The following is a 25,422-nucleotide window of genomic DNA, read 5'->3' on the forward strand; positions in this document are numbered from 1 at the left end:
CTAAGTGTCTTTAGTGGGGATTTTTTTAGCCTTGGTGACCCCTCAGCGTCTAAAATTATTGGAGGCGACTGTTTATGAAACATTGGCATATTCGAGATATTATTTTGGTGACAATTATTGCAATCTTTATGGGCATCATCTTTTGGGCAATCGGGCCGGTCTACACGATTCTTCAGGCGGCGCTGGCGCCGGTGGGCCTGTCTCCACTGGCTAATGAATTGGTCATTGGCATCTGGGTCATGGCGGGGCCACTTGCCGGCTTTGTCATTCGGATTCCCGGCGCGGCCACGTTAGGTGAGTTGCTAGGGTCCATAGTTGAAATGTTTCTGGGCGGCATATGGGGCGCTAGCACGTTAATTTCCGGCATCCTTCAGGGATTTGGCTCCGAACTTGGCTTCATCTGCACCGGGTACAAACGCTACGGTTGGTTCACACTCGTTCTTAGCGCGCTGACGACCACGATCGTCACCTTTGCCTGGGACCTGGTACGCAACGGGTACGCGGCTTACCATCTACCGTTACTGCTATTGCTGGTCGGCGTCCGGTTCGTCTCCATCTTCCTCTTCGGGGGCGTACTGACCAAGCTCATCAACAACTTGTTGGTCCGCGCCCACGTTCTGAAGAACTAACCTGCATCTTCTGTTTACCGCCTGTGGCTGCCGGGGATTCCGCCTGCTGTGGGGACCGGACCAAGCCACAGTGCGGTCTTGGTCCTCGACTTGAAGCCTCGCCAAAACCGCGAGTCTCCAAGCTCGTCCAGCAAAGTAACCTGGCTGAAAGACGCCAGCTAACTTTGCACCCACGGCTGGCTCCATCCCCGGCCTCCTTCGGCTACGGCAAGAGCAACAATGCCACGAATTACCCTCGGCAGGACATTGCCGTACACACTCATGGGTACGACAATTACAAGTTGCTCGGTTCGTCGCCTAGCTGGAGGGGGTTAGGGTGCAGCTAGCCGTGAACGTTAAGTTAGCTGGCGTTTTGGGCCAGGTTACTTAACCAGACGCTTGGGAGACACGCACCATGGCTCCCAAACGAGGAGAAAGACCGCTCTTGTGGCTTTCTCCGGTCTTCACCGCAGGCGGAACCCTAACCACCGCAGGCGACAAAACGCAAAAAGACAAAGTTAAGTATTGGGGGAATTCATTTGGCAACCGTCACGGTACAATCACTCACTTACACCTACCCGAAGCAGTCGCGCCCGGTGCTGGACCAATTGTCCGGTACCTTTCCCGCAGGTAAGTTCTCCCTGCTCACCGGTGTATCCGGTGGCGGGAAATCCACACTGCTTAAATTAATTGCGGGCCTCTTACCAGATCCCAGTTCAGCCATCACCTTTGACGGCCAACCGCTCAGTGCCATTGCTCCGGGCAAGCGCGCCAGTGCGGTATCCATGCTGTTTCAAGAACCCAGCACGCAGTTCACCATGGATACCGTGACCAACGAGTTGCAGTTTGCTCTGGAAAATCAGCAGGTTCCGGCCGCTGAGATCGCCGATCGAAGCGCCGCCGCCCTGACCTTTGTGGGCATCACGGATCTCGCCCACCGCAAGCTCATGCAGCTATCCGGTGGCGAGCAACAGAAGGTCGCGTTAGCCATCATCGTGGCCATGAACAGCGACGTCATCCTGTTGGACGAACCCTTCGCCAGCATCGATCCGCCCACTCGACTGGTCCTACTCGAGAAGCTGGTCGCGCTCTGCACGCAACGGGGCAAGACGATTATCCTCGCCGATCACGACCTAAGCGGCTATCAGCAGTGGGTCGACCATCTGGCCGTCTTGGCGGATGGACACCTCACCCTACTGTCTACGGCGGAAACGCGTGCCCGGTTCGCCGCCTTTACTCCGCAACGCCTCCAACTCACCCACGTTCAACTGCCGGCCGACCAACTGACCGTTTGCTTACACGGACATCAACTGGGGCTGGCTCACGGTGATCGCCAGCTAGTGACGCCACAGGATCTGCGGCTGTACGCACACCGGACGACACTCATCACCGGCCCCAACGGCAGTGGGAAGTCCACGTTGTTCAAGGCCCTCGTACGGTTGGGACGCTATCAAGGGAACATCACCTACCGCGACACCGACATTAAGAAGATTCGTAAACGTCACTACGCCCGGCAAGTCGGCCTGATGTTTCAGGCGGCCTCCGCTCAATTTCTCAACGTCACCGTCGCTGAGGAACTGGCGTTATCGCAAAAATACGGAAATAACACCTACTTCACGCCGACCCGAATCCAACAGCTCCTGCAGCAGTTAAATCTTGCGGGGCGTGAAGATCAGGTCCTCTACTCACTCAGCAGCGGACAACAGAAAAAGATTCAACTGCTGTGCATGCTCATCATGGCGCCGGCGGTTCTGCTCCTAGACGAACCGCTCAAGGGCCTCGACTACGCGTCCATTCAAGTCGTCATGCACATTCTGACGACCGTTCAGCGTGATCTTCACCTCACGTTAGTTTTAATCAGCCACCAGCTCAGCGGCTTAGACGATCTGGTCGACCTACATTTACAACTCGCCGACCGACACCTCACGTATCTGGGGGTGAGTGCATGAATCCTTCACTCAAACTCGCCTTACTGGTGCTGATTGCGCTGGAGGTTTCCTTCACTCAGGTCTGGAGCGTCAATGTGGCCCTGATTGTGGTCAGCCTCGGTCTGATGCTCGTCAACCACATCGCTTGGCGGCGACTGTTCTGGCTGACGCTAATACCTCTGATCTTCGCTAGCACCTTGGTCTGGTCACTGATGCTCCGAGGAAACGCATCCAATCATTTCCTGCTGGTTCTCTTTACACGGATGTTCGTGTACGTCTACATGGGAGGCTGGTTCACGCTAACCACCAATCCGCTTTGGCTTACTCATTCGCTGGAACAAAACGCCAAGCTGCCCAGCAAGTTCGCCTACGGTTTTCTGGCGGCCTTTAACCTGATGCCCAAGATTCAGGCGGAAGTGGCCACCGTTCGTGCCGCCGCACTGATGCGCGGCGAGATGCTCCACGTGTGGTCGCCCCGACTGTATTTCAAAGTCATCCTGGCCGCCATGAACTGGTCAGACCAGATCGCCGCCGCGATGACCTCTCACGGCTTTGTGGAAGGCGCACCACGAACCCACGCCGAAACGGTGCCCCTAGTGGCCCGCGACTGGTGGTTATTCGCTGGGAGCCTAGTATTGGTTCAACTGGGGCTGTTCATTGGTCTCCCCTAATTTCATGACTAAAGGAGTTTTGACATGTTTACTGACTTAGCACACACCGCGACCTTGGCGTCTTGGACGGCTTCCAAGCACCATCCCTTTATCACCCAACTCTGCGCGGGAACCCTACCGCTGGTGACGTTTCGCTACTACCTGATTCAGGATCATTACTATCTCCAAGAATTCGGCAAGCTCCACGACCTCGCCGCCGACCAGAGTGCCGATCCGCTGGTTGTCCAACAGCTACATGCCGGAGCCGAACACCTCCGCCAGGGGGAAATCGCGGTGCGGCAAACGTTCTTTGACCGCCTACACATCACGGCGGATGAAGTAGCGGCCACCCCCATCGCGCCCACCGGCTACGCCTACACCAGCCACCTCTATCGCGCACTGGCCACGGCCGGTCCGGCGGGCGCTGTGGCGGGACTTTTGCCCTGTTACTGGCTCTACGCCGAGATTGGCCAAGAGCTGGCTCAGGCCGGTTCACCCGTTCCGATTTATCAGGATTGGCTAAACACTTACGACGCCGACGATTACACCGGTATGATGGCCGATCAATTGGCGCTGGCCAACCGCGTCGCGACACCGGCCAACCAAGCGGAACTCCTGACAATTTTTAAGCGTAGCAGCTGGTACGAGTTAAACTTCTGGCAAATGGCCCTCGATCACGAGACATGGGCCCTGCCTGACGCAACGGATCCGTCAGATTTTTCAGTCGAAAAGTAATGCGGTATAATTAGGGCACCGTACGAGAGAAAGTAGGTGTCGGCAATGAAAAGATTACGACAATTAACATTCTTACAGTCTTTTGGTTATCTGGCCTTGCTACTGGGGCTCCTGATTGAGATTTATGCGTTATTCAACGGTTTAGGCAGTCGGCTATCCGGCGACGACATGTTCGGTGGCGCGGTGGTCTTGGCTTTAGCGATCGCCTTCATCCACAGCAAGAATCTGCCCGTCAATCTGGTTTTGATTGCCTTAAGCACTTTAGGGTTTGCGTACTTCACCTTCATTCACACGCAGGCGTGGTTCTGGACCATTGTCTTGGCGGTGCTTGTGGCCGCGTTCATGGTCTACTTCTTCGGTTTACGCGGTGAGGTTCGCCGCAACCAGAGCGAATGGTTCCACTTCTAACTTCTACAGCTAAACGTCGCGCGTTCCCATTGTCGGAACGCGCGATTTTATTTGTCCGCACAATTTAAAATCACACGAGCCTGGCCGCCTTACCGTTCGCCAAATGACGACAATCGCCTGCGGCTGCCAGGGATTCCGCCTGTTGTGGGGACCGGGGCAAGCCACAAAGCGGTCTTGCCCCTCGCCTTGGAGCCGAAAAATCACGTCTCCAAGGTCGTCCCGAAAAGTAACCTGGTTGAAAAACACCAGCTAACTTTGCCATCACGGCTGGCTCCATCCCTGGCCTCCTCCGGCTATGATTAACCAGCAACACGGTATCGCAGGCAATCCAGTAGAACCTTCCTGTTTGGTCCGAAGAAAATGAACAATAGTAAAATTCGCCATCAATCTAGCCGTGAGTGAGTCAAATCTGAGCTCAGCCGGGGCATTTCTAGCTGGCGGGTTACCAGCTAGAAATGGGTGTCTTGGAAACACCGGGATGTGGTGGTTCCAAGCGAGGGCCAAGACCGCTCCTTCAGGCTTGGCCCGGCCCTTCCCCAGCGTTCCAGCCCAGATTTGGCGAACGGTAAGGCGGCCATTTATCACTTTCTTTTATTCCCACCAAATTTATTTCAGATCAAAAAGAAACGGACTAACCGAAGTTAGCCCGTTTCCCTGCTTGATAAACTACAAGAGACTGTAGTCATGTAATCAATATGATTACCGAAATTTAAAGTGACACAGCCGGTTACCCGGCCCCAGTGGCGGCGTGTTCCCGCGTTATTTTAGACGAATCTGCGAGGCGTGGGTCCGCATGACGTTGACGGCTTCGGCGTGGGTGACCACGTGCGTCACCGTTCGCTTCCCCATGGTGAACCAGGAAAACCCACTCACAATGGCTAACACAACCACTGCGACGGTCAAACTCGAAATGACACGCCTAAGATTCATCCTAACACCTCTTTAACCTTTTTACCGCTTAGCTTAAGCCCTGAATGTCACAGAGTCATGACAACTTGGCCAAATTGCGTTAACAATTTTCTAACTAATCGACAGGAATTGTTATATTGGGTATAAGTTTACGCAATTTTGGCCCGTTCATCAAGTAGAATACAAAAAAACTTGCAGATATCGAGGGTTATTTCACCGCTTTTGCAAAACTTTAGTATAATAAACGTAAGCAGTAATCTGGATTATCATTTGGAGGGATATTAATGAGTCAAGAATTAAATGATCTTGCTGAAGCAATCATCGCCTACCAAAAGAAATACGATAAAACTGATGGCGAAATGGCTTTCGGCTCACGCATTTCAGTCGAAAAGTACCATGCAATCAAGTCAGGTGAACTGGCCCCGACGAGTGACGAACAAAGTGCCTTGAAGAGTCTAATCGCCACCAAGCCGAATTAAGCCAGTTTCATCGAATAAGTTTACAAATTCTGTTTCCTTTTTGCAAAGACAAGTGCGTCAAATCAGTTGAGCTGGTTTGGCGCACTTTTTAATTATTGAACTTCTTCCCAAGCCGTGCGGTAAGCGGCCGCGGTCGTCTCATCGAAGGCCACCAACCGAACCGATTGCACAGTTGTCGTGTGGGCCAAAGCCGTCGCGATGGTCTGCGTTGCGATTCCCGCCGCTTCTTCCAGCGGATAGGCGTAGACGCCCGTGCTGATCGATGGAAAATCAACGGTCTGACAACCATACTTGCCAGCCAGAGCCAAACTATTCCGGTAACAGGCCGCTAGTAGCTCGGCTTCGTGCTGGTCACCACCGTGCCAGACCGGTCCTGGCGTGTGAATCACCCATTTGGCCGGTAGCTTAAACCCGGGCGTAATCCGGGCCTCGCCGGTGGGGCACCCGTTAAAGGGCACACACGCCGCGAACAGCTCTGGTCCCGCCGCGCGATGAATGGCCCCATCGACACCACCGCCACCTAACAACGTGGTATTGGCCGCATTAACGATGGCGTCAACGTGACTCTTCGTGATATCACCATGAATCACCGTAAACTTTGCCATATACTCACTCCTTTGACCACGGCCAGTGCCACCGATGCTTGGTTGGCGCTGGCGCCTTGGCTTCTCGTGCTTTCAGGCGCTTCATGCCCTCCCGGTACGGGTTAGCATAGAGCGCGGATAAATTTAATTTTTGCGGGTCCGCCTTTGCCGCCGGTGCGGTTCGAAACGGCCGCAAGTCCGTGTGACACTTGGGACACCGGTCATCGGTTGCCGTCACCGCCGCACCACAATGCGGACAGAACTTTAAGTCTTCAGCCATGTTGGTCCTCCCTACTTCGGCTGCTGATGTTGCTGGTTACGTTGCCGCCGCTTCTGGGCGTTGACGACCTCTTCCAAGGCCGCTTGCTTCTGTTCTTCCGCCCGACGTTTGGCCGCGGCCACCTGTCTCTGCGCCGCGAGTTGCCGGCGCCGTCGGCTACGATCGCTTAAAAAGCTCCACACACCAACGGCCAGCAGTGCCAGCACAATCTGGACTGGCACCAATGTCCAGTCGGGGTGCTTCACCATGAACAAATTATACGCAATCAAGAGGATGGACATGGCGCCCACCACCGACAACGCATCGCGTAGCCAGCGCGGCATCTTTTTGACTTTCATGGTTACAACTCCTTACAAGTCGCCTTCCACACGCAATTGCCGCTCCACCAGGTAGGCGTCCAAGTATCCGAAGGCCACCTCATCAACGTCGCTGATCCGATAGACCTTGCCAACTTGGTCGAGCTGATTGTCCGCCACCTCGTGGAAGATGAACCGCTCACCGCCGACCTGACTGGGATAACCCAGTAACGTGGTGCTGTCGTGTAACTTCAACCGAATGATGGTCCGAAAGGCCGCCGCCTGATTCAACCGAGCGCTAAATTGGTCGACGGTCGGATCAAACAGTCGCTCATCGTTTAAGACCGGCTGGATCTGCTGTTGCTGCGACCGATTCAATAGGGAGAAGAGTCGCATGGTCTGCAGGTAGTCCGACTCGAGCACCACCGCGTGCAGCTCGGTCAACCGCATCACGGTATAGCCACCGAACTGTCCGGTCATGTCGATCAGGTTCATAATCACCGCATTCTTGGTGACCGTGTTAATCCGCCCCACGAAGAAGAGGTCTTGATCGTGGCTCGGCACCAAGGCCACCAGTGAATCACGACCGGCCAGTTGTTGCAACGTCGCTGGAATCAGATCCGCTGCCGTTACTTCTTTAGTCGCAATGTGCGAGAGTTTTCGCAGACGGGGTGCCGCGATGCCTTGTAAGGTCAATTCCTTACCTTGGAACTCGATGACCTCCAACTCGGCTGGATTTAACGTAAACGTGGCCTGATCCGTGTAGTCGAACTTGTTCAGTAACTGAATCGTGACCTGATCGCCCGCCACACTGGTCACCAACCCCTCGTAGAAGTGGTCGTCGTTTTTCACCACCAACATCAACACCAAGCGGTCAACCCACGCGTGGCTTAACACTTGCCGGCGCAAATCACGCTGACCATCGAAACGCATGGTAAGTCCCCCGGCCTGGACGAACTGCTCTTCTTGCGCCGTTTGAATCCGAAAGGCCATGTTATCCAAATCATCGCTCGAAAATTCCACTTCGTCGATCACCGCAACGTCCAGGAACACGGCGCCGTCCGGTAATCCAAAATCATCAAAAGTGGCAAGGATGATGCCAGTATCGCTGACTGCCGTCACGTAACCGGTATACACAACGTCTTGATTGGTCTGATAAACATTGACTAAGATGTGCTGTGCCAATGCCCGGTTTAAATCATTCATGATTGAATTCAACATGACGACCCCCTTTTTGATTGTCTATCGGGCTCACGGTAGACCGTTCACCCGCAACTTATTTCTACTGTTCTGAAAAGCTTATCATATCTGACTTAAAATAGCTCGTGAACCGCCATCAAATTTTGACTAAGAAACCGCCGTACTCAGATATTCCGCCAGCCGTTCTCCCTGTAAGCCTGCGCTAAGGCCGACCAGCAACTTAATCCGGGCTTTTTGTCCGTTTAATCCCTGGCATAGCATCAGCCCCATCTTCCGCAGCTCAATGCCGCCACCCTGGTAATCATAGATGTCCTCGGCAACGCCATTATAACACCGGGAAACCAGGACTAGCGGAATATGGTGGTCGAGTAGCTGTTGAATGGCCGGTAAGGTAACTGGCGGTAAATTCCCGGCACCCAGGCCCTCAATCACGATCCCCGCCGTCTGGTCATTATCCAACGCTTCAAACAGGCTGGCGTCCATCCCCGCGTAGGCTTTCAACAGGTAGACGTGGTCAACCACGTGGTCAATGTCGCAGACGGCTTCACGAATGAGTTGTTGGAAGTAAATCGGATGCCCCTTTGCCACTAAACCGATGGGGCCAAAGGTTGGTGTCCGGAACGTGGCAACGTTGGTGGTGTGGGTCTTGGTCACGTAGCGAGCGGTGTGAATCTCATCGTTCATGACCACCATGACCCCATTGCCCCGTGAGGCATCGTCTGCGGCCACTTCGATCGCTGTCTGAAAGTTATACAGACCATCGGAGCCAACCTCGTTAGACGAGCGCATAGCCCCCGTTACGACGACAGGAATCGTGCTGGGCAGGGTCAGATCGAGAAAGTACGCCGTTTCTTCCAGCGTATCGGTCCCGTGGGTAATAACCACCCCATCGATGCCGTCTCGTTCGCCCTGATTAATCCGTTGCTTAATTTTCAGCATTTCCACCGGCGTCACGTGGGGGGATGGCAGGTTAAAGAGCTCGTCGGTAATCAGCTCGACGCGTCCTTCCATGATGGTTTCTTGCTGAGCGATGGGGTTCTCCGCGTTAGGCACGACCTCGCCCTTTTCATTTTGAGACATAGAGATGGTGCCACCGGTATGGATGGCCAAGATTTTCTTCATTACCGTCAACTTCTTTCGCAACCCCAATTGTCAAATCAAGTGCAACACAGGACAGTAAGGCGTAAGCATAACCGGATGCATGTTCTTGAAGACCTGTGTTTTGAAGACCTGGGCGGCGCTAGCATAGCCCAGGGATTTACGTAAGCGATGGTTAAGTGCGTTTTGAATGGCTTGGATCGTTGGTAGATCAAAGTTCTTGAGAGAGATGCCCTTCGGAATGTACTCACGGATGAGACCGTTGAGATTCTCATTAGACCCTCGTTCAGAGGGCGTATAAGGATGAGCGAAGTAAACTTTGGTTCCTTGGACCTGATCTAGCTCGGCAAATTCACTGCCATTGTCAAATGTGATTGACTGGAAGTTCTTAGGACCATAGGCCGTAATGACCCCTTGAAGTGCCTGGCGGCAAGTGTCAGCGTGGTAGTCAGGAATCTTAACGATGATTTCAAAACGACTGACACGCTCGGTTAATGTCATCAGTGCGGGCTCGCTAGCAACCCGCTTGCCCTTAACTAGGTCTCCTTCCCAGTCACCCACCAAGATGCGTTGGTCGACGATAGCTGGTCGCTCATCGATTGAGCTACCCAATATCTTCTTATTCTTTCGGGAGCGAGTTCGACGAGTGCTCTTTACTCGGCGACGAAGCTTGACTGGTAAATCAGCGTTACAGAGGTCGAGATAACCTAAATCAATGTACCGATAAACCGTGGGGGTCGATGGACACGGCTTGTCCGGATAAAGTTGATGGAATCGGTGGACGAAGCTATCGACACTATCGACTCTAATCTTGGTTTTGAGTGCTTGGACTAACAGCTTGAAGAAGAGCCAGCAACGCTTTAGTAAACCCTTAGAATGGCATTTAAGGCGGTCTTTTTCATAGACAGCCTGTCCTGCTTCAGCAAAATATTGATAGTATGGCAGATAGTCGGAGTTAAGCTGGCGAACCGTGCCACGCTTGATTTCGCGTGAGATAGTACTGGGATTTCGATGAAGATTACGAGCAATTTGGCGAACAGATTGGTGGTCCTTCAAGAACGCTTCAATTTGGCCACGCTCTTCGGCAGAGAGTTGTTGGTAAGTAATGGTAGTGGTATGATTTGACTGGGTCATGGAGATACCTCTTTCTTTTTGGTTTGGTCGCTTAAAAGTATAGGTCTCCATGGCCTATTTGTTTACCCTTAATGTCTTAAGGGGTGTTGCACTTCAATTTTAAATCGGGCACTTCTTTCGCAAAAGATTTCTTGTCCACATTGTACCTTATTTGCTGTAGAATTTAGTTAGAATTAGGAAAGGATGTTCGGAAAAATGGCTAAAAAAGATGAAAGCGCTAAACCCTACCGTCCTGGTGTGGTCGTCCACCCTAAAAAATATAGTAACTCCGGCGGCGTGGCCGACTGGGGACCGCTGCTGGCCTGGTTTAGCAGCATTTTCAAGAAACTATGGCACCGGCATTAGAAATCTGCAAGGGGTGTTGTTTTTTCCATTTTCTCGTGGTAAAGTAAACAACATTCAATTCAAAAAAATAAGTGATTGCCTATATAATGCCAAGATAAGGTTGGCGAGTTTCTACCCAGAGCCGTAAACTCTGGACTATAAGCAAATTGAGGACGAAACTCTTTTTGCCGATGAAAAGAGTTCGTCGGTAGAGTTTTCAGAAAGCCCCCTTTTTGCAAGGGAGCTTTTTTGTTTTCAATCGTTTTCTTGGCGGCGTATGGACATCACGAGAAGGAGGAACTTTTCTTGCAGTCCACTAAGTCCGCGAATACAGCGTCATCAGATACCAGTCGACCACTGCCCATGTGGCGGGCGGCCATCCTTGGATTTCAGCATTTATTAGCCATGTATTCCGGTGACGTCATCGTGCCACTGTTGATTGGGGGCGCCCTGCACTTCAACGCCATGCAGATGGCCTACCTGATCAGCGCGGATATCTTCATGTGTGGGGTCGCAACCCTGCTTCAGCTCAAACGCACGCCGTTGACTGGAATCGGGTTACCCGTGGTTCTGGGTTGTGCGGTGCAGGCCGTCACCCCCCTCAGCGCGATTGGTAATCAATATGGCGTCGGCGTGATGTACGGTGCCATTATCAGCGCCGGGATCTTCGTCTTTCTCAGCGCCGGTTGGTTCTCCAAGATTAAGCACTTCTTTCCACCGGTCGTGACCGGATCACTCATCACCATTATCGGTTTTACACTGATTCCCGTGGGCTTTCAGGACCTCGGTGGCGGAGACGCGACCGCCAAGAACTTCGGCGATCCCAAGATGCTACTGGTTGGTTTCTTGACGATGGGAATTATCCTCGGGCTCAACGTCTTTGCTAAGGGCTTCCTGAAGTCTCTAGCGATTCTCGCCGGCATCCTAATCGGTACGTTGATTGCGAGTGCCATGGGGATGGTGTCACTCCGTGCGGTTGGTCAGGCCAGCTGGTTCCACCTGCCGCAATTCTTCTACTTCGGTACGCCCAAGTTCGAGTGGTCATCGATTCTGACCATGATTCTGGTGTCACTAACGACCATGGTCGAGTCGACCGGCGTCTTCTTTGCCCTCGGTGAAATCACTGGTCGGCAAATTGGTGAACGAGATTTGAAACGCGGCTACCGGGCCGAAGGAATTGCCGTGATTCTGGGCGGCCTGTTCAACACCTTCCCCTACTCGACGTTCTCGGAAAATGTGGGCGTCGTCCAACTGTCCGGCGTGAAGACCCGTAAGCCGCTGTACTTCTCAGCGCTATTCTTGATGCTGTTAGGCTTGCTACCCAAGATTGGGGCACTGGCAACCGTCATTCCCGATGCCGTCCTAGGTGGCGCCATGATTGTGATGTTCGGCATGGTCGGGGTGCAGGGAATTCGGATGCTCCAACAGGTCGATTTCAAAGATAACAATAACCTGTTGGTCTCCGCCATCTCCATCGGTCTGGGCCTCGGTGTCACGGTCTATCCGCAGATCTTCCAGGCGATGCCACAATCCCTTCAGATTGTACTGAACAACGGCGTCGTCATCGGCAGTTTCTCCGCGGTCATTTTAAATATTGTATTTAACATGCGGCCACACCGGGCGACTGCACCTGCAACTGCCCAAGCGCGGGTAAATACCGCCGCGCAACCGCAAAATAAATAATTGCGTCATCGTTGTCCGTCACTTAGCCGATAACCGGGTCCTTTGCCTGGGTTATCGACTTTTTTCTTACATTAATTCGCCCCATCCCCAGCGGTCCACGCGGCTTCCTTTGGGATTCATGGCCGGTTCGCGTATAATGTGGGTATTAACTGCGAAGAGGAGCACGACATATGCTAAGTATTCAGCACATCAGCAAGCAATTCGGTCCCGTCAAGGCCCTGAATGACGTCAGTTTTGAGGTCCCCAACGGTCAGATTCTGGGCTTGATTGGTCAAAACGGTGCGGGTAAGTCGACCACCTTTCATAGCATCTTGAATTTTATTAAATACGACGGCACCATCCGCTGGCAAGGACAACCCTTATCGCCGGCCGATTTCGATACGATTGGCTACCTCCCTGAGGAACGGAGCCTGATGACCAAGTTAACCATTGAACAACAGATTATCTATCTGGCGCGGCTAAAGGATCAATCAGCCAAAGACATTCGACCACAGATTGACGACTGGCTGGGCCGCTTTGCCGTCAAGGGCACGCGGAAGAGTCGGATTAACGACCTGTCCAAGGGAAATCAGCAGAAGGTTCAACTGATCTGTACCTTGATTCATCACCCGAAGTTACTGATCCTAGATGAACCCTTTAGCGGCCTCGACCCGGTCAACGCCGACCTGCTCAAGCAGGCGATTCTGACAGCCAGAGACGATGGTGCGGCGATTATCTTTTCCAGTCACGACATGGAAAACGTCTCGGAACTGTGCGATCAATTGGTCATGCTGCGGAAGGGCGACATGGTCCTTCAGGGCACGCTCAGCGAGGTCCGTAACCAATTTGGTAAGACCGAGCTCTATGTGACCACCGATTGGTCAGCCAAACGACTGGCTACACTCCCCAGTGTCGATCACGTCGACCAGCGTCAGCCCGGCCAATACCGTCTGCATTTGACGGACCCCGCAGCTGGTCCCGCCATCTTCGCCGAACTGACCCAGGGCCACTACATCGAGGAGTTCAGCCAACAGCCGCCAACTCTCGACGAAATCTTCCGCATGAAAGTGAGTGAAGGCCATGCATAAAACTTGGATTGTCACGCTAGAAACGTACTTCCGCCAGATTAAGTCCTGGAGCTTTCTGTTCATGGTCATCGGTCCCTTCCTGATGATTGGGCTGACTGTTGGGATCAGCTACCTCAGCGCCAACAGTGCTTCGAGCAGTAAGCAAGTCGCCGTCATTAGCACCTCGCAGCCGTTACGTCAGGCTTATCTCAAGCAGCAGACAGATTCGCTGAACACTAAGATTACCACGGTAGCGGCGGCCAAATCGGCAATCAACAAGAACCATCTGGCGGGATACCTCAAGCTCAGTGAGTCGGCGCATCAGATTCGGGCCGACTACCACGGCAGCAGTGCCATGGCCAGCGGCTTGAAGGCCCAGACGCAAAACTTCCTCCAGCAGTATCAACAAGCCCAGAACTACCAACAGGCCAAGCTAACGACGCAACAGCAACGGTTGCTGGCTCGAGCGCCCGTCTTGCAGCAACACATTGAGGAAAAGGCAGGAACAGCGAACTTGGTCAAGACCATTTCGTTCTGGGTTCTGGTTACCATGATTTACATTATTTTAATTACCTACGCCTCAATTGCCGCACAAGAGATTGCCTCGGATAAGGGCACCAAGATCATGGAGATTATCTTCTCCAGTACGACGGCCACCAGTTACTTTGTCGGTAAAATCGGGGGAATTCTGCTGGTGATTCTGACGCAGATTGTCATTTACCTGATTGGTGGCTGGGCGGGCTACCAACTCGCTTGGCGAAGCGCCAGCCTGAAACCGTTGATTGTGGAGAATCAAAGCTTGATTGACGCCGTTATCCATAATCTGTTGAACCTGAATCTGGTCTATCTCTTTCTGGGCGTCATTATCTACACGATTCTCGCGGCGTACAGTGGCGCCGTGGTGGCCAAGGCCGAGGACGCCTCTAAGGCTGCGCAACCGGTGATTATGCTGGGGATGTTTGGCTTTTTCGCCACCTTTCCCTTCCAGAACAACCTCGACGCCCTGTTCGTCAAGATTCTGTCGTACGTACCGTTCTTCTCGTCCTATTTCATGCCCATGCGAATCATCAATGGAACGGTCAATGGCTGGGAACAGTTGATTTCGTTGCTGATTCTACTGGCAGCAATTGCGTTGTTCGCCGGGTACATCGGCAGTCAGTATCAACGCCTGATGCTCCAGACGGATAATCGGAATTTCTGGCAACACCTATTCCACGGCTGGCGGCGACACGACTAACGTCAGTTGAAAAAATCTAACTTACCCATTAACATTTTTAGCCGGCGTGCTATAATTAATAGGTAAGTTTCGGGCCCTTAGCTCAGCTGGGAGAGCGCCTGCTTCGCATGCAGGAGGTCGTCGGTTCAAATCCGGTAGGGTCCATTTGGGCTAAATTAGTCAGTCAGAATGCTGATATACCGGCATTCTGATTTGCAATTTAATCACGAATTCGTTCGAAATCACAATCAATGGTAACTTTTTTGGTAACCATTGACTCAAGCACACCTTGGCAGGGGCAACACAAAAACTGTTAGCTTAGCGGCTAGCAGTTTTTATTTTGACCATTTTAGGGGCTTAGTAAAAGGTCTCACAAACACTTGATCATTAGCGTCCGGTCAGTTATCTGTGAGACGCTTCTCTTTCGGATAACACTATGGGTTACGAATCAAACTTCACATTTGCATTTGCCCTTTCTAACTTTGTCAGCGCAAATTCACCATCACCTTCACGAGAAGCTCGATAATAGCCTAAAGTAGCTTGGCCTACCCGCACCATCTTTTCAGACGTCCGCGTGTAAGGGACCGTGAAAATCTGATGCCGTGCTTTTTGATACCTAACTTCTCGGCCATTGACGGCCGCCACTGAGTTTACGAAATCATAGGAATAGGCATTCATTTTTTCACTGATTCTTCGCTGCTTTTTCTTCACCGTCACCGAGGCCGGCAGCAATCGTGGCTGTTTAAATTTAGTCGCCTGCAGCCGCGCCAATTGACGTTGATCAGTTGAAATTATCCGCTTATCCGTCTTAATATTCGCAAAACTAACGACTGTGGCGTTCTGATTGCGTTTTAGATTTTTCTGTTCTTCAGCCAGTGCTTCGCGAGTCGTTGCAATTAGTGTGCGCCGTCTTGCGATAAAATCTTGTTTGGCCCACACGCTTCCCTCTCGCACCAGCTGATCAGTAGACAGCTTAACGACATCCCCCAGCGTAACTGTGGTGGGCACCCGAAAGGCCATTGCCCGACCATTTTGCGTAATCACGATGGCCTTCAATGGTGTGCTCGCTTTAGGCGTTGCCTGACTGGCGGCGAGATACCACGCACGAGCTCGAGAACTTCGCGCGGATTCCCCAAACGCTACATCCCCACTACTCGCAGTCTTCCGCCTACTGGTAGACTGATTGCCACAGGCACCTAAGGATAAGACCGCTAGAATGATTAAGCCCATTATCATTTTCTTTTTCATTAAACGAAACACTTTCCTGGTGACGCCACCATCTTAATTGAGTTGATTGCTTTAGATTATACCCGATACCTGCGTTATCTTTCAAAAGAATAACCACTGACAGAAAAAAAGGACTCACCTCATGAGCCCTTCTGTGTTTATTACTTTAGTTGATGTCACTTTGAGTTACTTATAGGCCTGAACCTTAACCTTCTTGGAATCAGAGAGCAAGTGGAAGGTGTAGACGATCTTACCATTCTTTTTAACAACCTTACCGTTCTTGACCTTCTTAGCATAATACCCGGCCTTGGCCCAAGTAGACTTTGCCTCTGGCGCCTTGATAGTCTTGGTAAATGTCCCCTTCTTGCTCAAGCGAACATACTTATAACCCTTGTATGTGGTGATACGATCCCAGGTTGCTTTGTGTTTCTTCGCATTGGTCTTGTTGTTTACCTTGATTGTTCCGCTAACCTTAACATACTTGTTGGACTTCGTTTTCTTTGAGGTCAACTTCGAAACTTTGTACGCGTAAGCTCTGGCTTTCTTCTTTGCTGCTGCTTTCTTGGCAGCCTTCTTCTTGGCCGCTTGTTTCTTTAATACTTGATTATACTTATATTCATTTGAAGACTTATCCTTTAAACTGTTAGGGTCGTCGACCTTCGCGTCCTCAACAGCCATCTTCTTTTGAGCTGCTGACATCGAATTCCATGAATTCTTATCATCTACTTTGGCTTGTTTCTCAGTAATTTCATAAAATCCTCGTCCAGACGCCGCATGGGCCGTAACATCATTGCCAATACTCGTAAAGGTTGGGACCGCGATACTTAATCCCATTACTGCTGTCATTAACACGACAGTCGATTTCAATTGACTCTTTTTCATATACAAACTCCTCCACCTTTAAATTTGCTCATCATAAAAATATCAATACATAATTATTTTTGCGATGATTATTGTTACTGGTTGACTTAGTAATAAGATAACTATGCCGCTTATCTTCTGGTTTGAACAGCCGTTATTGGCTTGTACAACTCAAGTTGAGATATGGCTAGATTGCGGTTAGTTGCGACAAGCTCCTGGGTAAATATCCTCAAGCTCCATTACTTCTCTCCTGACCAACTAACTATCTACACGTTAAAATCTTTCCAACGTCTAACTACTCAACTTTCTGTGCTACTCGGCCACATCTTCCTAACCAAGTCAATTCGCTTCAATCCTTTATGTTAATTACCAATACAAACATAGCCTAAACATTATCCCCTACTACCGAATTACAGTAAGCTAGAAGAAAGGCTGAGTTACCGTTTTTTAACAAGGGGGGAATGTGTGGGAATTGGATAAATCAGCGGTTCCCGCATGCCAAAATGAAAACTAAAGTGAAAGATACTAAATTTCTTGCATATTCCATGAAACAAATCGCTGAAAAGTATGGCTTTGAGTTGTTTTCCGTGGACTTAGTTGCCGCCTTCAACGAGTCGCCCTATCGCCAATGTCATCCAAAATCCATTATCTTCTTCACCAAAAATACGGATCAACAGTTGATTGCCTTCTTGAGTTTTTGGCACGGCGCTTGGCATCCACTTGATAATCCGCAAAAGTATAAGGTTTATTTCAACACCACCCGGCCAGACTTCACCAAATCCCTAGCCGTCAAATTTGCCGATGAACTCAACTACCTGACCGACAAGTCCGCCAGCCCACTGAAACCGCAAGACTTTATAGCCGCAGAGGATTGGCAACAAATGCAAGATTACTAATCACCGAATCAACTTGGGGGAATCTTTTTTCAATGAATCATACTCAGCCGCGCGCTTTCTTAGGTTCTAAGAAGGCGTTTTTTCTTTTCATTGACCCCTTATCATGGCGTTAATTGCCTCCATTAATTATCTGACCCAATCACCATCTTTTTTCGTTCCCTTTTACGTTCAAACCCGCTATAATCAATAAAGTTACACCGGATTTATCCGCGACACTATTCATTTAACAGAGGAGGTTGCCTGATGACAGAACCCATTATTACCCTACGCCACGTCACCAAGCGTTACGATTCCCATACCATTCTCAACAACATTAATCTAACGCTGGAGTCTGGTAAATTTTACACCCTGCTCGGACCATCGGGCTGCGGCAAGACCACGATTCTGCGGGCGATTGCCGGCTTCATGCAAGTCTCCGAGGGCGATGTACTTTTCGCCGGCAAACGGATCAATGAAGTTCCCGCCAACAAACGCAACGTCAACACGGTCTTTCAAGACTACGCCCTCTTCCCTCACATGACCGTGGCGGAAAACGTAGCGTTTGGTCTGACCCTTAAAAAAGTAGCCAAGGCCGAAATCGCTGAACGCGTGGCCAAGGCCCTCAAACTGGTCCAACTCGCCGACTACGGCGACCGCGCCATCAGCGAACTCTCCGGCGGTCAGCAACAACGCATCGCTATCGCCCGGGCCATCGTCATGGAACCCAAGGTACTCTTGCTCGACGAACCACTCTCGGCCTTAGACGCCAAGCTCCGTCGCCAAATGCAGTATGAACTTCGCGATTTACAACAACGCCTTGGCATTACCTTCCTCTTCGTCACGCACGATCAGGAAGAAGCCCTCGCCATGAGCGACGAGATCTTCGTCATGAATCAAGGCGAAGTCCTGCAGAGTGGCTCCCCCGTCGACATCTACGATGAACCCATTAACCACTTCGTTGCCGACTTCATCGGGGAAAGTAACATTCTCCCCGCCAAGATGATCGAAGATTTTCAGGTGGCTTTCGGCGGTCACCAATTCGAATGTGCCGATGCCGGGATTCCCGACAACGAGCCTGTCGAGGTTGTCATTCGTCCAGAAGACCTGACACTGACGACCCGCGACCAAGCGAAATTAATCGTGACGATCGACACCCAACTATTTCGGGGAGACTATTACGAAATCGCCGCGACCGACAACCACGGTAATAACTGGTTGATTCATTCAGTCAACCCGGCCGAAGATGGCGCGACGGTCGGCATCACCTTCCGCCCACAAGACCTCCACGTCATGCGTTTCGGCGAAAAGGAAGCCGAATTCGACGCCCGCCTCGAAACCTACGAAGAATTGGAGGATGATCACGTTGACCAAACGTAGAACTTGGGCGTACTTCATCCCCTACGGCCTCTGGCTGGCGCTCTTCGTGATCGCCCCCGTCGCCCTCATCATCTATCAGTCCTTCTTCGACCTCGGCCATCATTTCACCTTTGGCAACTATGGCACTTATTTTCAATCCGCCACCTACTTAAAAATGACGGCCAATTCCGTGTGGTACGCCCTACTCATCACGCTCTTTACCGGGCTGATTAGCTACCCCACGGCCTACTTTATTCATCAACTCAAGCATCGACAGTTCTGGCTCTTATTAGTTATCTTACCAACCTGGATTAACATTTTATTGAAGGCCTACGCCTTTATCGGCATTTTTAGTCAGGCCGGCCTCGCCAATCAATTTTTCACGTTCATTGGCATTGGTCCCCAACAGATTCTTTTCACCAACGCCAGCTTCATCTTCGTGGCGACCTACATCCAGATTCCTTTCATGATCCTACCCATCTACAATGCCCTCGATGATCTTAACCCCGCCTTCATCAACGCTAGCCGAGACTTAGGCGCCAGCAATTGGCAGACCTTCCGCCACGTCATCTTTCCGCTGACGCTTCCCGGCGTTAAGGCCGGTGTGCAAGCCGTCTTCATTCCATCGCTTTCCCTCTTCATGTTGACCCGTCTGATTGGCGGTAACAAGGTCATCACGCTGGGGACGGCGATCGAAGAGCATTTCCTGACGACCATGAACTGGGGGATGGGGTCCACGATTGGTGTGGTCCTCATCATCGCCATGATCGTGGTCATGTTACTGACGGGCGATCAAAAGGTGAAGGGAGGGACGCCCCGATGAAACACAAACTGGCAACGGGGTACTTAATCCTCGTCTTCATCATTCTCTACGCACCTATTATTTTTCTGATTGCGTACTCATTTAGTCAGGGTGAAACGATGACCAACTTTCACGGGTTTACCTGGCGTCACTACCAAACATTGTTTAGCGACGCGCGGATGCTCGCCATCGTCGCCAATACGTTACTCATCGCCTTATTGTCGGCCCTCATCGCCACCCTGATTGGGACGCTGGGCGCCCTCAGCATCACCCGAACCACGCGGCGAGTCACGCGCGAGTCCTTATTGACCCTAAACAACGTCCTCATGGTCTCACCGGACGTCATCATCGGCGCTAGTTTTCTGATCTTCTTCACCATGTTGAAGATCCCCTTGGGCTTTGGCACGGTACTCATGAGTCACATTGCCTTTGAGATTCCCATCGTCGTCCTGATGGTCCTGCCACGGTTGCGCGAAATGTCGACATCCCTGCTCGACGCCGCTCAAGACCTCGGGGCCACCACCCGACAACTGCTGACGCAGGTCATTATTCCCTTTATCTCGCCGGGCATCTTCGCCGGTTTCTTCATGGCGTTGACCTACTCGCTGGATGACTTCGCCGTCACTTTCTTCGTGACCGGTAACGGCTTCTCCACGCTGTCCGTGGAAATCTATTCGCGTGCCCGCCAAGGCATTAACTTGGAAATCAACGCCTTATCCGGGGTCATGTTCCTCTTCTCCCTCCTTCTCGTGGGCGGCTACTACTGGATTCAGCAGGCCGGCCATAAGCGGCGACAACGGAAGCGGGAGGTGGCCTCATGAAACGTCTCGTGAGTCTCATCATCGGTTTATTAGCGATTTGCGGTCTACTGGGCTATTCGGCCCATCAGCTTCAGGCCTCAAGCGGCAGTACCGGCCAGAAGGTGCTGAACCTCTACAACTGGGGCGACTACATTGACCCGCAACTACTGACAAAATTTCAGCGCGAGACCGGCTACCACGTCAACGTGGAAACCTTTGACAGCAACGAAGCCATGTATACCAAGATTAACCAGGGCGGCACACACTACGACTTAGCCATTCCCAGCGAGTACATGGTGGCGAAGATGAAGCGCGCCCACCTGTTGAAACCGCTCGACCGCAGTCGGTTAACCGGCCTGACAAACTATGACCGGCAGTTTCTGAACCAGTCGTTTGATCGGGGCAATCGCTACTCGCTGCCCTACTTCTGGGGGACGTTGGGTATCATCTATAATGATAAATTCATCCGCCCTGGGACAATTCACCATTGGAACGATCTCTGGTCGGTGAAGTACCACGACAAAATCATGCTGATTGATTCCGCCCGCGACATTATGGGCATGGCCCTGGTCTCTCAGGGTAAGTCGATGAATACGACCGATCCCACGACGCTGCGGGCGGCTGAACGAAAGCTCAACCGCTTAGCCCCCAATGTGAAGGCCACGGTGGCCGATGAAATCAAGATGTACATGACCCAAAACGAAGCCCCACTGGCCGTTGACTGGTCCGGGGAGGCCGCCGAGATGCTGGCGAACAACGCCCATCTCCATTACGTAGTCCCTAGCGAAGGCAGCAACCTGTGGATTGACAACTTCGTCATTCCCAAGACGGCACAACACACCGACGCCATTTACGCCTTTCTCAACTTCATGTCGCGGCCGGAAAACGCCGCGCAGAACGCCGAATACGTGGGCTATGCCACGCCTAACCGTGCGGCCAAGGCCCAGTTACCGCGCAAGGTCCGCGACGATCGGCAATTCTATCCGGACGCTACGACCCTACGACATTTGGAAGTCTACCGAGACTTGTCCCCAACCAAGGTTGAGTTGTACAATGACCTCTATTTGGAATTCAAAATGCACCATTAACCCGTTAGCAAAAGCCCCGCAACGACACAGCGTTGTGGGGCTTTTGCGTAGATTAAATGATTATTGACAGAGTATTGCATGCATTCAGGGTAGTTTTAGCATTGGTAGTTTCATTGCAGCTCTCGTGGCCGTTTCCAATAGCCATAATCTCGCCAAAACTTGGCGACCAGTAAAATTGGCGCACTGCCACAAGGTAACTTTACCCAAAGCTACCAGCAATATAATCCTGAGTGACCGGAATTTGGGGATTGCTAAACATTGTCCCGGTTGGAGCGTACTCCATAATGTGACCCAGATGGAAGAACGCACACTGACTGCTAATCCGTGACGCCTGTTGCATGTTGTGCGTCACAATAATAATCGTATACTTCTTCTGCAGTTCCAGCAGCGTCTCTTCGACCTTCACCGTGGAGATGGGGTCGAGCGCGCTACATGGTTCATCCAGTAATAGGACATCGGGCGCCATCGCAATCGACCGCGCGATACACAGCCGTTGTTGCTGACCACCAGAAAGTGACAACGCACTCTTGTCCAGATTATCCTTAACTTCGTCCCACAGCGCCGCGCCCTTCAGGCTTTGCTCGATTCGTTCGTCGAGTTCAGACTTTTTCTTAATTCCGTTGGCGCGTAAGGCATAGACAATATTCTCACGAATTGACTTGGCAAATGGATTCGGCCGTTGAAAAACCATGCCGATATGCCGCCGAATCTCGTAAATATTGACGCCGGGTTCGTTGATGTTCACGCCGTGGTACCAGATCTTACCGGTCACCGTGGCAATCCCATCATTCATCCGGTTCAGTGACCGCAGATACGTCGATTTCCCGGAACCTGAGGCGCCAATCAATGCCGTAATCTGATTCTTGGGAAAGGCCAAGTTCGCGTCAAACATCGCATGATTTTCACCATAGAACACTTGCATGTTCTCGGTCTTCATCGCCAAGGCCGTCTTGTCGTCGAACGTCTGCACGGCCGTTTCTTCAAATGAATACTGTTTTAACATCTTGACACCTCCTACTTGCTAGCCGTGACGCGACGATACAGATACGTTCCCAGTAACCGTGCGCCCAGGTTAAAGAGCAGAACGGCAATGATCAGGACGGCCGATGCTGCCGCGGACAGTGCCGCCGCATTGCTGGCCAGACCTTCCGTATTCACCTTCCAGATGTGCACCGCTAAGGTTTCAGCGGGGCGGAATGGATTCAACGGACTGGCAGGGTCCATCGGGTTCCAATCCGCAAAGTTGGTCACGGGGGCACTCTGACCCGCCGTGTAAATCAAGGCTGCGGCTTCCCCGAAGACCCGCCCCGCACTCAACACAATCCCGGTCACAATCCCGGGAAGCGCGACGGGTAAGATGATGCCAATTTCGGTCTTCCATTTCGATAAGCCTAGCGACAGGCCAGCTTCACGCTGACTCCGTGACACCGCACTCAATGATTCTTCAATATTCCGCGTTAACAGTGGCAGGTTGAAGAAGGTCAAGGCGATGGCACCGGAAATAACGGAGAAGCCAATCTTGAACTTAACCACGAAGAGCAAGAACCCGAACAGCCCCACCACCACGGATGGCAAGGAACTCAGGACTTCGATAGCGGAACGAATCAGACTGGTCCGCCAATTGTCCTTGGCATATTCAGCCAAGTAAATCCCGGCCCCCAAAGAAATCGGCACGGAGATTAACATGGTCAGAACCAGCAGGTAAAAAGAATTGAACAGTTGGACGCCAATCCCGCCGGCACCACTAAAGGCATCGGTTGCCCCGGTCAGAAATGACCAGCTAACGTGGGGGAGCCCCGCCGTCAAAATATAAGCCAGCAGGAAGAAGAGAATGCCCACCACTGAGGCGACAATCAAATCAATGACAATCGTTGCAATGAGATCCGTACGTTTAGCGTTCATGTTTGAGTTGCCCCCTCTTAGCAATGATCCGCACTAAGGCGTTGAAGAACAGTGACATCAGTAACAGAATTAAGGCTAATGACCACAACGCGTTGTTTGGCAACGTGCCGTCAATGGTGTCCCCAATCCCGGTCGTCAGTTGACTCGTCAGCGTGGAGGCCGGCGAGATCAGGTTTTTCGGCATGATAGCGGCGTTCCCGATGACCATTTGAACGGCTAAGGCTTCCCCGAAGGCCCGGGCCATCCCGAAGATAATCGCCGTCAGGATACCGGAAGTCGCGGAGCGCAGAATCACGCGAGAAACCGTCTGCCACCGCGTTGCACCTAAGGCCAGTGAGGCTTCCTTGTAGAAGCGTGGAACGGCCCGTAAACTGTCGACCGTCATGGACGTAATCGTCGGTAGCACCATGACGAACAGGACGAATGTGGCGGAAATAATCCCGAAACCAGAACCACCAACCAGATGCCGCATGAACGGCACAATTACGGCCAGACCGATGAACCCGTAAACAACGGAAGGAATCCCAACCAACAATTCAATCACGGGTTGTAAGAACTTACGCCCCTTGTTCGGTGAGATTTCGGTCATAAAGATCGCGGTGCCGATGGCAAACGGCGTTGCGACGATCGCCGCGGCAAACGTGACTGCGAATGATCCTAAAATCATGGGTAACGCGCCAATCTGGCCTTGATCGGGTGCCCAACTGGTTCCCGATAAGAACTTCCAGAGGTTGACGTGGTTTTGCGTAAACGTGGCAATCCCTTTAGAGGTGATAAACCACAACATTGAGGCAACAACTAGAATAATAATACCAATACAGAAATAACTGACACCGCGCCCAATCCAATCCTCACGGGTCGCTTTAGTTGCTTGGTGCAACCGGGCATCCCACTCATGAGTTTGGGCGTCTTGTTTTTTTAAATGAATATTAGTTTGCTCCATTAGATGACTCCCCCTTAAAAAAAGTGAAGGTGCTGCGAACGCACCTCCACCCCGTATCGACTACTGACAGACAGTTGTTCGCTTAGTTTTGCGTCACAACACCCTTAGCGTCCTTGATCACTTTCATATCATGGATACTGATGTAACCCATGTCTTTGACTAAACTGTTTTGAACATCCTTGGAATCCATGTACTTCAGGAATGCAGCAGTTGCCTTGTCAGGCTTGCCCTTCGTGTACATGTGTTCGTAGGACCAGATCTTCCACTTGTTGGTTTGCACGTTGCTATCGGTAGGCGTTACATTGTCGATAGAAACGGCTTGTAACTTGTTCGTGAAGTAGGAGAAGGCCAAGTAGCTAATCGCACCTGGTGTGGTGGAAACGATCTTCTGAACGGCACCGTTAGAATCTTGTTCCTGTGACTTCACAGCGGTTGCACCCTTCAGAACAGCATTTTCAAAGGTTGCCCGAGTCCCACTACCTTGAGCCCGGTTGATGATGACGATCTTTTGGTCCTTACCACCGACTTCTTTCCAGTTGGTAATCTTACCCGTAAAGATCTTCTTCACTTGTGCCATCTTCAGGTTCTTGATGCCGGCATCCTTGTTAACAACTGGGGCCATCCCCACGACAGCCACCTTGTGGTCCGTCAACTTGTCGGCCTTAATTCCAGCCTTTTCTTCGGCAAAAATATCAGAATCCCCGATTGAAACGGCACCGGCCTGAACTTGACTTAAGCCAGTTCCGGAACCGCCACCTTGGACGGTCAAGTTGACCTTGCTATTCTTACCAGTAAAGTTGGCCCCCGCCTTAGCAGCCAGTGGTTGTAAGGCGGTCGACCCAACGGCGGTTACCTTCCCAGAAAGCGGTTCGCTACTGCCCTTACTACTCGTGGAACTTGTTGCCTTGCCACAACCGACTAATAACAAACTGATTGCTGCAATCCCCATTGCTAACTTTGATCCCTTATTCATCTCTGTCACTCCATGTC

The 25,422-nt window shown here is 51.7% G+C and carries 27 protein-coding genes, 1 tRNA gene, 1 pseudogene and 1 riboswitch; of the genes and pseudogenes, 16 read left to right on the forward strand and 13 right to left on the reverse strand.

Annotated elements, in window-relative coordinates; translation table 11 throughout:
- Positions 1-74 precede the first annotated feature (74 nt).
- The 5 genes from KB236_06915 (at position 75) to KB236_06935 (ending at position 4,329) form a co-directional block, all read left to right on the forward strand.
- Positions 75-629, forward strand: a complete 555-nt coding sequence (locus tag KB236_06915) for an ECF transporter S component (GenBank protein ID UIF28285.1) — start codon at positions 75-77, stop codon at positions 627-629.
- A gap of 518 nt (positions 630-1,147) precedes the next feature.
- Complete coding sequence (locus tag KB236_06920; protein UIF28286.1) at positions 1,148-2,557, forward strand: energy-coupling factor ABC transporter ATP-binding protein; 1,410 nt, start codon at positions 1,148-1,150, stop codon at positions 2,555-2,557.
- Positions 2,554-3,207, forward strand: a complete 654-nt coding sequence (locus KB236_06925) for an energy-coupling factor transporter transmembrane protein EcfT (protein UIF28287.1) — start codon at positions 2,554-2,556, stop codon at positions 3,205-3,207. The genes KB236_06920 and KB236_06925 overlap by 4 nt, the downstream gene beginning before the upstream one ends.
- A 24-nt stretch (positions 3,208-3,231) precedes the next feature.
- Positions 3,232-3,921: a thiaminase II gene (gene tenA / locus KB236_06930; protein UIF28288.1), complete on the forward strand. Its 690-nt coding sequence runs from the start codon at positions 3,232-3,234 to the stop codon at positions 3,919-3,921.
- A 45-nt stretch (positions 3,922-3,966) separates the two neighbouring features.
- Entirely contained in the window at positions 3,967-4,329 is a 363-nt protein-coding gene (locus KB236_06935; GenBank protein UIF28289.1) for a hypothetical protein, read from the forward strand.
- A 759-nt stretch (positions 4,330-5,088) separates the two neighbouring features.
- On the opposite strand, the gene KB236_06940 is transcribed toward KB236_06935, so the two are convergent.
- Positions 5,089-5,259 (reverse strand): hypothetical protein, encoded by a 171-nt coding sequence (locus KB236_06940; protein UIF28290.1) that lies wholly within the window; start codon positions 5,257-5,259, stop codon positions 5,089-5,091.
- 263 nt (positions 5,260-5,522) lie between these two features.
- On the opposite strand from KB236_06940, the gene KB236_06945 reads away from it, so the two are divergent.
- Positions 5,523-5,717: a hypothetical protein gene (locus tag KB236_06945; GenBank protein ID UIF28291.1), complete on the forward strand. Its 195-nt coding sequence runs from the start codon at positions 5,523-5,525 to the stop codon at positions 5,715-5,717.
- Between the two features lie 92 nt (positions 5,718-5,809).
- Here the strand turns inward: KB236_06945 and KB236_06950 are convergent, their stop codons facing one another.
- From KB236_06950 to KB236_06975, 6 genes and pseudogenes are all read right to left on the reverse strand, one after another.
- Positions 5,810-6,322 carry an O-acetyl-ADP-ribose deacetylase gene (locus tag KB236_06950; protein ID UIF28292.1) on the reverse strand — a complete coding sequence of 171 codons (513 nt, stop codon included), beginning with the start codon at positions 6,320-6,322 and terminating at the stop codon, positions 5,810-5,812.
- 4 nt (positions 6,323-6,326) lie between these two features.
- Positions 6,327-6,581, reverse strand: coding sequence for a zinc ribbon domain-containing protein (locus KB236_06955; protein UIF28293.1), 255 nt, complete (start codon positions 6,579-6,581; stop codon positions 6,327-6,329).
- A gap of 11 nt (positions 6,582-6,592) precedes the next feature.
- Entirely contained in the window at positions 6,593-6,919 is a 327-nt protein-coding gene (locus KB236_06960) for a hypothetical protein (GenBank protein ID UIF28294.1), read from the reverse strand.
- Between the two features lie 12 nt (positions 6,920-6,931).
- The gene (locus KB236_06965; GenBank protein UIF28295.1) at positions 6,932-8,098 is read right to left on the reverse strand and encodes a hypothetical protein; all 1,167 of its coding nucleotides are present in this window, start codon (positions 8,096-8,098) and stop codon (positions 6,932-6,934) included.
- Positions 8,099-8,224: 126 nt separating this feature from the next.
- Complete coding sequence (locus KB236_06970) at positions 8,225-9,199, reverse strand: asparaginase (GenBank protein UIF28296.1); 975 nt, start codon at positions 9,197-9,199, stop codon at positions 8,225-8,227.
- Between the two features lie 120 nt (positions 9,200-9,319).
- Positions 9,320-10,309 (reverse strand): annotated as a pseudogene (locus KB236_06975) (IS30 family transposase).
- Positions 10,310-10,504: 195 nt separating this feature from the next.
- Between KB236_06975 and KB236_06980 the strand changes: the two are divergent.
- The 5 genes from KB236_06980 to KB236_07000 all read left to right on the forward strand — a co-directional run bounded on the left by KB236_06980 (position 10,505) and on the right by KB236_07000 (position 14,743).
- Positions 10,505-10,654: a hypothetical protein gene (locus KB236_06980; protein ID UIF28297.1), complete on the forward strand. Its 150-nt coding sequence runs from the start codon at positions 10,505-10,507 to the stop codon at positions 10,652-10,654.
- A gap of 59 nt (positions 10,655-10,713) precedes the next feature.
- A riboswitch (purine riboswitch) is annotated at positions 10,714-10,812 on the forward strand.
- 127 nt (positions 10,813-10,939) lie between these two features.
- Positions 10,940-12,316, forward strand: coding sequence for a purine permease (locus KB236_06985; GenBank protein UIF28298.1), 1,377 nt, complete (start codon positions 10,940-10,942; stop codon positions 12,314-12,316).
- Between the two features lie 170 nt (positions 12,317-12,486).
- On the forward strand, positions 12,487-13,383 hold the full coding sequence (locus KB236_06990; protein UIF28299.1) for an ABC transporter ATP-binding protein: 897 nt from the start codon (positions 12,487-12,489) through the stop codon (positions 13,381-13,383).
- Positions 13,376-14,599: an ABC transporter permease gene (locus tag KB236_06995; protein UIF28300.1), complete on the forward strand. Its 1,224-nt coding sequence runs from the start codon at positions 13,376-13,378 to the stop codon at positions 14,597-14,599. The genes KB236_06990 and KB236_06995 overlap by 8 nt, the downstream gene beginning before the upstream one ends.
- Positions 14,600-14,670: 71 nt before the next feature.
- A tRNA-Ala gene (locus KB236_07000) sits at positions 14,671-14,743 on the forward strand.
- Between the two features lie 276 nt (positions 14,744-15,019).
- Here the strand turns inward: KB236_07000 and KB236_07005 are convergent.
- Together KB236_07005 and KB236_07010 are read right to left on the reverse strand one after the other, a co-directional pair.
- A complete protein-coding gene (locus tag KB236_07005; protein UIF28301.1) occupies positions 15,020-15,598 on the reverse strand; it encodes a hypothetical protein in 579 nt (192 codons plus the stop codon).
- Positions 15,599-15,991: 393 nt separating this feature from the next.
- Complete coding sequence (locus KB236_07010) at positions 15,992-16,651, reverse strand: hypothetical protein (protein UIF28302.1); 660 nt, start codon at positions 16,649-16,651, stop codon at positions 15,992-15,994.
- Positions 16,652-17,211: 560 nt separating this feature from the next.
- Here KB236_07010 and KB236_07015 point away from each other — a divergent pair.
- From KB236_07015 to KB236_07035, 5 genes are all read left to right on the forward strand, one after another.
- Positions 17,212-17,562, forward strand: a complete 351-nt coding sequence (locus KB236_07015) for a hypothetical protein (GenBank protein ID UIF28303.1) — start codon at positions 17,212-17,214, stop codon at positions 17,560-17,562.
- 243 nt (positions 17,563-17,805) lie between these two features.
- Positions 17,806-18,918, forward strand: a complete 1,113-nt coding sequence (locus KB236_07020) for an ABC transporter ATP-binding protein (protein UIF28304.1) — start codon at positions 17,806-17,808, stop codon at positions 18,916-18,918.
- On the forward strand, positions 18,896-19,720 hold the full coding sequence (locus KB236_07025) for an ABC transporter permease (protein UIF28305.1): 825 nt from the start codon (positions 18,896-18,898) through the stop codon (positions 19,718-19,720). The genes KB236_07020 and KB236_07025 overlap by 23 nt, the downstream gene beginning before the upstream one ends.
- Positions 19,717-20,520 (forward strand): ABC transporter permease, encoded by an 804-nt coding sequence (locus KB236_07030; protein ID UIF28306.1) that lies wholly within the window; start codon positions 19,717-19,719, stop codon positions 20,518-20,520. The genes KB236_07025 and KB236_07030 overlap by 4 nt, the downstream gene beginning before the upstream one ends.
- On the forward strand, positions 20,517-21,587 hold the full coding sequence (locus tag KB236_07035) for an ABC transporter substrate-binding protein (protein UIF28307.1): 1,071 nt from the start codon (positions 20,517-20,519) through the stop codon (positions 21,585-21,587). Before KB236_07030 ends, KB236_07035 begins: the two co-directional genes overlap by 4 nt.
- 199 nt (positions 21,588-21,786) lie before the next feature.
- Here KB236_07035 and pstB read toward each other — a convergent pair whose 3' ends face one another.
- The 4 genes from pstB to KB236_07055 all read right to left on the reverse strand — a co-directional run bounded on the left by pstB (position 21,787) and on the right by KB236_07055 (position 25,405).
- Positions 21,787-22,590: a phosphate ABC transporter ATP-binding protein PstB gene (pstB, locus tag KB236_07040; protein ID UIF28308.1), complete on the reverse strand. Its 804-nt coding sequence runs from the start codon at positions 22,588-22,590 to the stop codon at positions 21,787-21,789.
- Between the two features lie 11 nt (positions 22,591-22,601).
- Positions 22,602-23,489: a phosphate ABC transporter permease PstA gene (gene pstA, locus KB236_07045; protein UIF28309.1), complete on the reverse strand. Its 888-nt coding sequence runs from the start codon at positions 23,487-23,489 to the stop codon at positions 22,602-22,604.
- The gene (pstC, locus tag KB236_07050) at positions 23,479-24,432 is read right to left on the reverse strand and encodes a phosphate ABC transporter permease subunit PstC (GenBank protein ID UIF28310.1); all 954 of its coding nucleotides are present in this window, start codon (positions 24,430-24,432) and stop codon (positions 23,479-23,481) included. The genes pstA and pstC overlap by 11 nt, the downstream gene beginning before the upstream one ends.
- 82 nt (positions 24,433-24,514) lie before the next feature.
- A complete protein-coding gene (locus KB236_07055; GenBank protein UIF28311.1) occupies positions 24,515-25,405 on the reverse strand; it encodes a phosphate ABC transporter substrate-binding protein PstS family protein in 891 nt (296 codons plus the stop codon).
- Positions 25,406-25,422 lie beyond the last annotated feature (17 nt).

It is taken from the genome of Levilactobacillus brevis (assembly GCA_021383565.1).
In the GTDB taxonomy this organism is placed as follows: Bacteria; Bacillota; Bacilli; order Lactobacillales; family Lactobacillaceae; genus Levilactobacillus; species Levilactobacillus brevis_B.

Bases quoted from the DNA above. Each gene is read 5' to 3' on its own strand.
- KB236_06915 (UIF28285.1), top strand. From the start codon at position 75: ATGAAACATTGGCATATTCGAGATATTATTTTGGTGACAATTATTGCA.
- KB236_06925 (UIF28287.1), top strand. From the start codon at position 2,554: ATGAATCCTTCACTCAAACTCGCCTTACTGGTGCTGATTGCGCTGGAG.
- tenA (UIF28288.1), top strand. From the start codon at position 3,232: ATGTTTACTGACTTAGCACACACCGCGACCTTGGCGTCTTGGACGGCT.
- KB236_06935 (UIF28289.1), top strand. From the start codon at position 3,967: ATGAAAAGATTACGACAATTAACATTCTTACAGTCTTTTGGTTATCTG.
- KB236_06940 (UIF28290.1), bottom strand. From the start codon at position 5,259: ATGAATCTTAGGCGTGTCATTTCGAGTTTGACCGTCGCAGTGGTTGTG.
- KB236_06945 (UIF28291.1), top strand. From the start codon at position 5,523: ATGAGTCAAGAATTAAATGATCTTGCTGAAGCAATCATCGCCTACCAA.
- KB236_06950 (UIF28292.1), bottom strand. From the start codon at position 6,322: ATGGCAAAGTTTACGGTGATTCATGGTGATATCACGAAGAGTCACGTT.
- KB236_06955 (UIF28293.1), bottom strand. From the start codon at position 6,581: ATGGCTGAAGACTTAAAGTTCTGTCCGCATTGTGGTGCGGCGGTGACG.
- KB236_06960 (UIF28294.1), bottom strand. From the start codon at position 6,919: ATGAAAGTCAAAAAGATGCCGCGCTGGCTACGCGATGCGTTGTCGGTG.
- KB236_06965 (UIF28295.1), bottom strand. From the start codon at position 8,098: ATGTTGAATTCAATCATGAATGATTTAAACCGGGCATTGGCACAGCAC.
- KB236_06970 (UIF28296.1), bottom strand. From the start codon at position 9,199: ATGAAGAAAATCTTGGCCATCCATACCGGTGGCACCATCTCTATGTCT.
- KB236_06980 (UIF28297.1), top strand. From the start codon at position 10,505: ATGGCTAAAAAAGATGAAAGCGCTAAACCCTACCGTCCTGGTGTGGTC.
- KB236_06990 (UIF28299.1), top strand. From the start codon at position 12,487: ATGCTAAGTATTCAGCACATCAGCAAGCAATTCGGTCCCGTCAAGGCC.
- KB236_06995 (UIF28300.1), top strand. From the start codon at position 13,376: ATGCATAAAACTTGGATTGTCACGCTAGAAACGTACTTCCGCCAGATT.
- KB236_07005 (UIF28301.1), bottom strand. From the start codon at position 15,598: ATGGCCTTTCGGGTGCCCACCACAGTTACGCTGGGGGATGTCGTTAAG.
- KB236_07010 (UIF28302.1), bottom strand. From the start codon at position 16,651: ATGACAGCAGTAATGGGATTAAGTATCGCGGTCCCAACCTTTACGAGT.
- KB236_07015 (UIF28303.1), top strand. From the start codon at position 17,212: ATGAAACAAATCGCTGAAAAGTATGGCTTTGAGTTGTTTTCCGTGGAC.
- KB236_07020 (UIF28304.1), top strand. From the start codon at position 17,806: ATGACAGAACCCATTATTACCCTACGCCACGTCACCAAGCGTTACGAT.
- KB236_07025 (UIF28305.1), top strand. From the start codon at position 18,896: ATGATCACGTTGACCAAACGTAGAACTTGGGCGTACTTCATCCCCTAC.
- KB236_07030 (UIF28306.1), top strand. From the start codon at position 19,717: ATGAAACACAAACTGGCAACGGGGTACTTAATCCTCGTCTTCATCATT.
- KB236_07035 (UIF28307.1), top strand. From the start codon at position 20,517: ATGAAACGTCTCGTGAGTCTCATCATCGGTTTATTAGCGATTTGCGGT.
- pstB (UIF28308.1), bottom strand. From the start codon at position 22,590: ATGTTAAAACAGTATTCATTTGAAGAAACGGCCGTGCAGACGTTCGAC.
- pstA (UIF28309.1), bottom strand. From the start codon at position 23,489: ATGAACGCTAAACGTACGGATCTCATTGCAACGATTGTCATTGATTTG.
- pstC (UIF28310.1), bottom strand. From the start codon at position 24,432: ATGGAGCAAACTAATATTCATTTAAAAAAACAAGACGCCCAAACTCAT.
- KB236_07055 (UIF28311.1), bottom strand. From the start codon at position 25,405: ATGAATAAGGGATCAAAGTTAGCAATGGGGATTGCAGCAATCAGTTTG.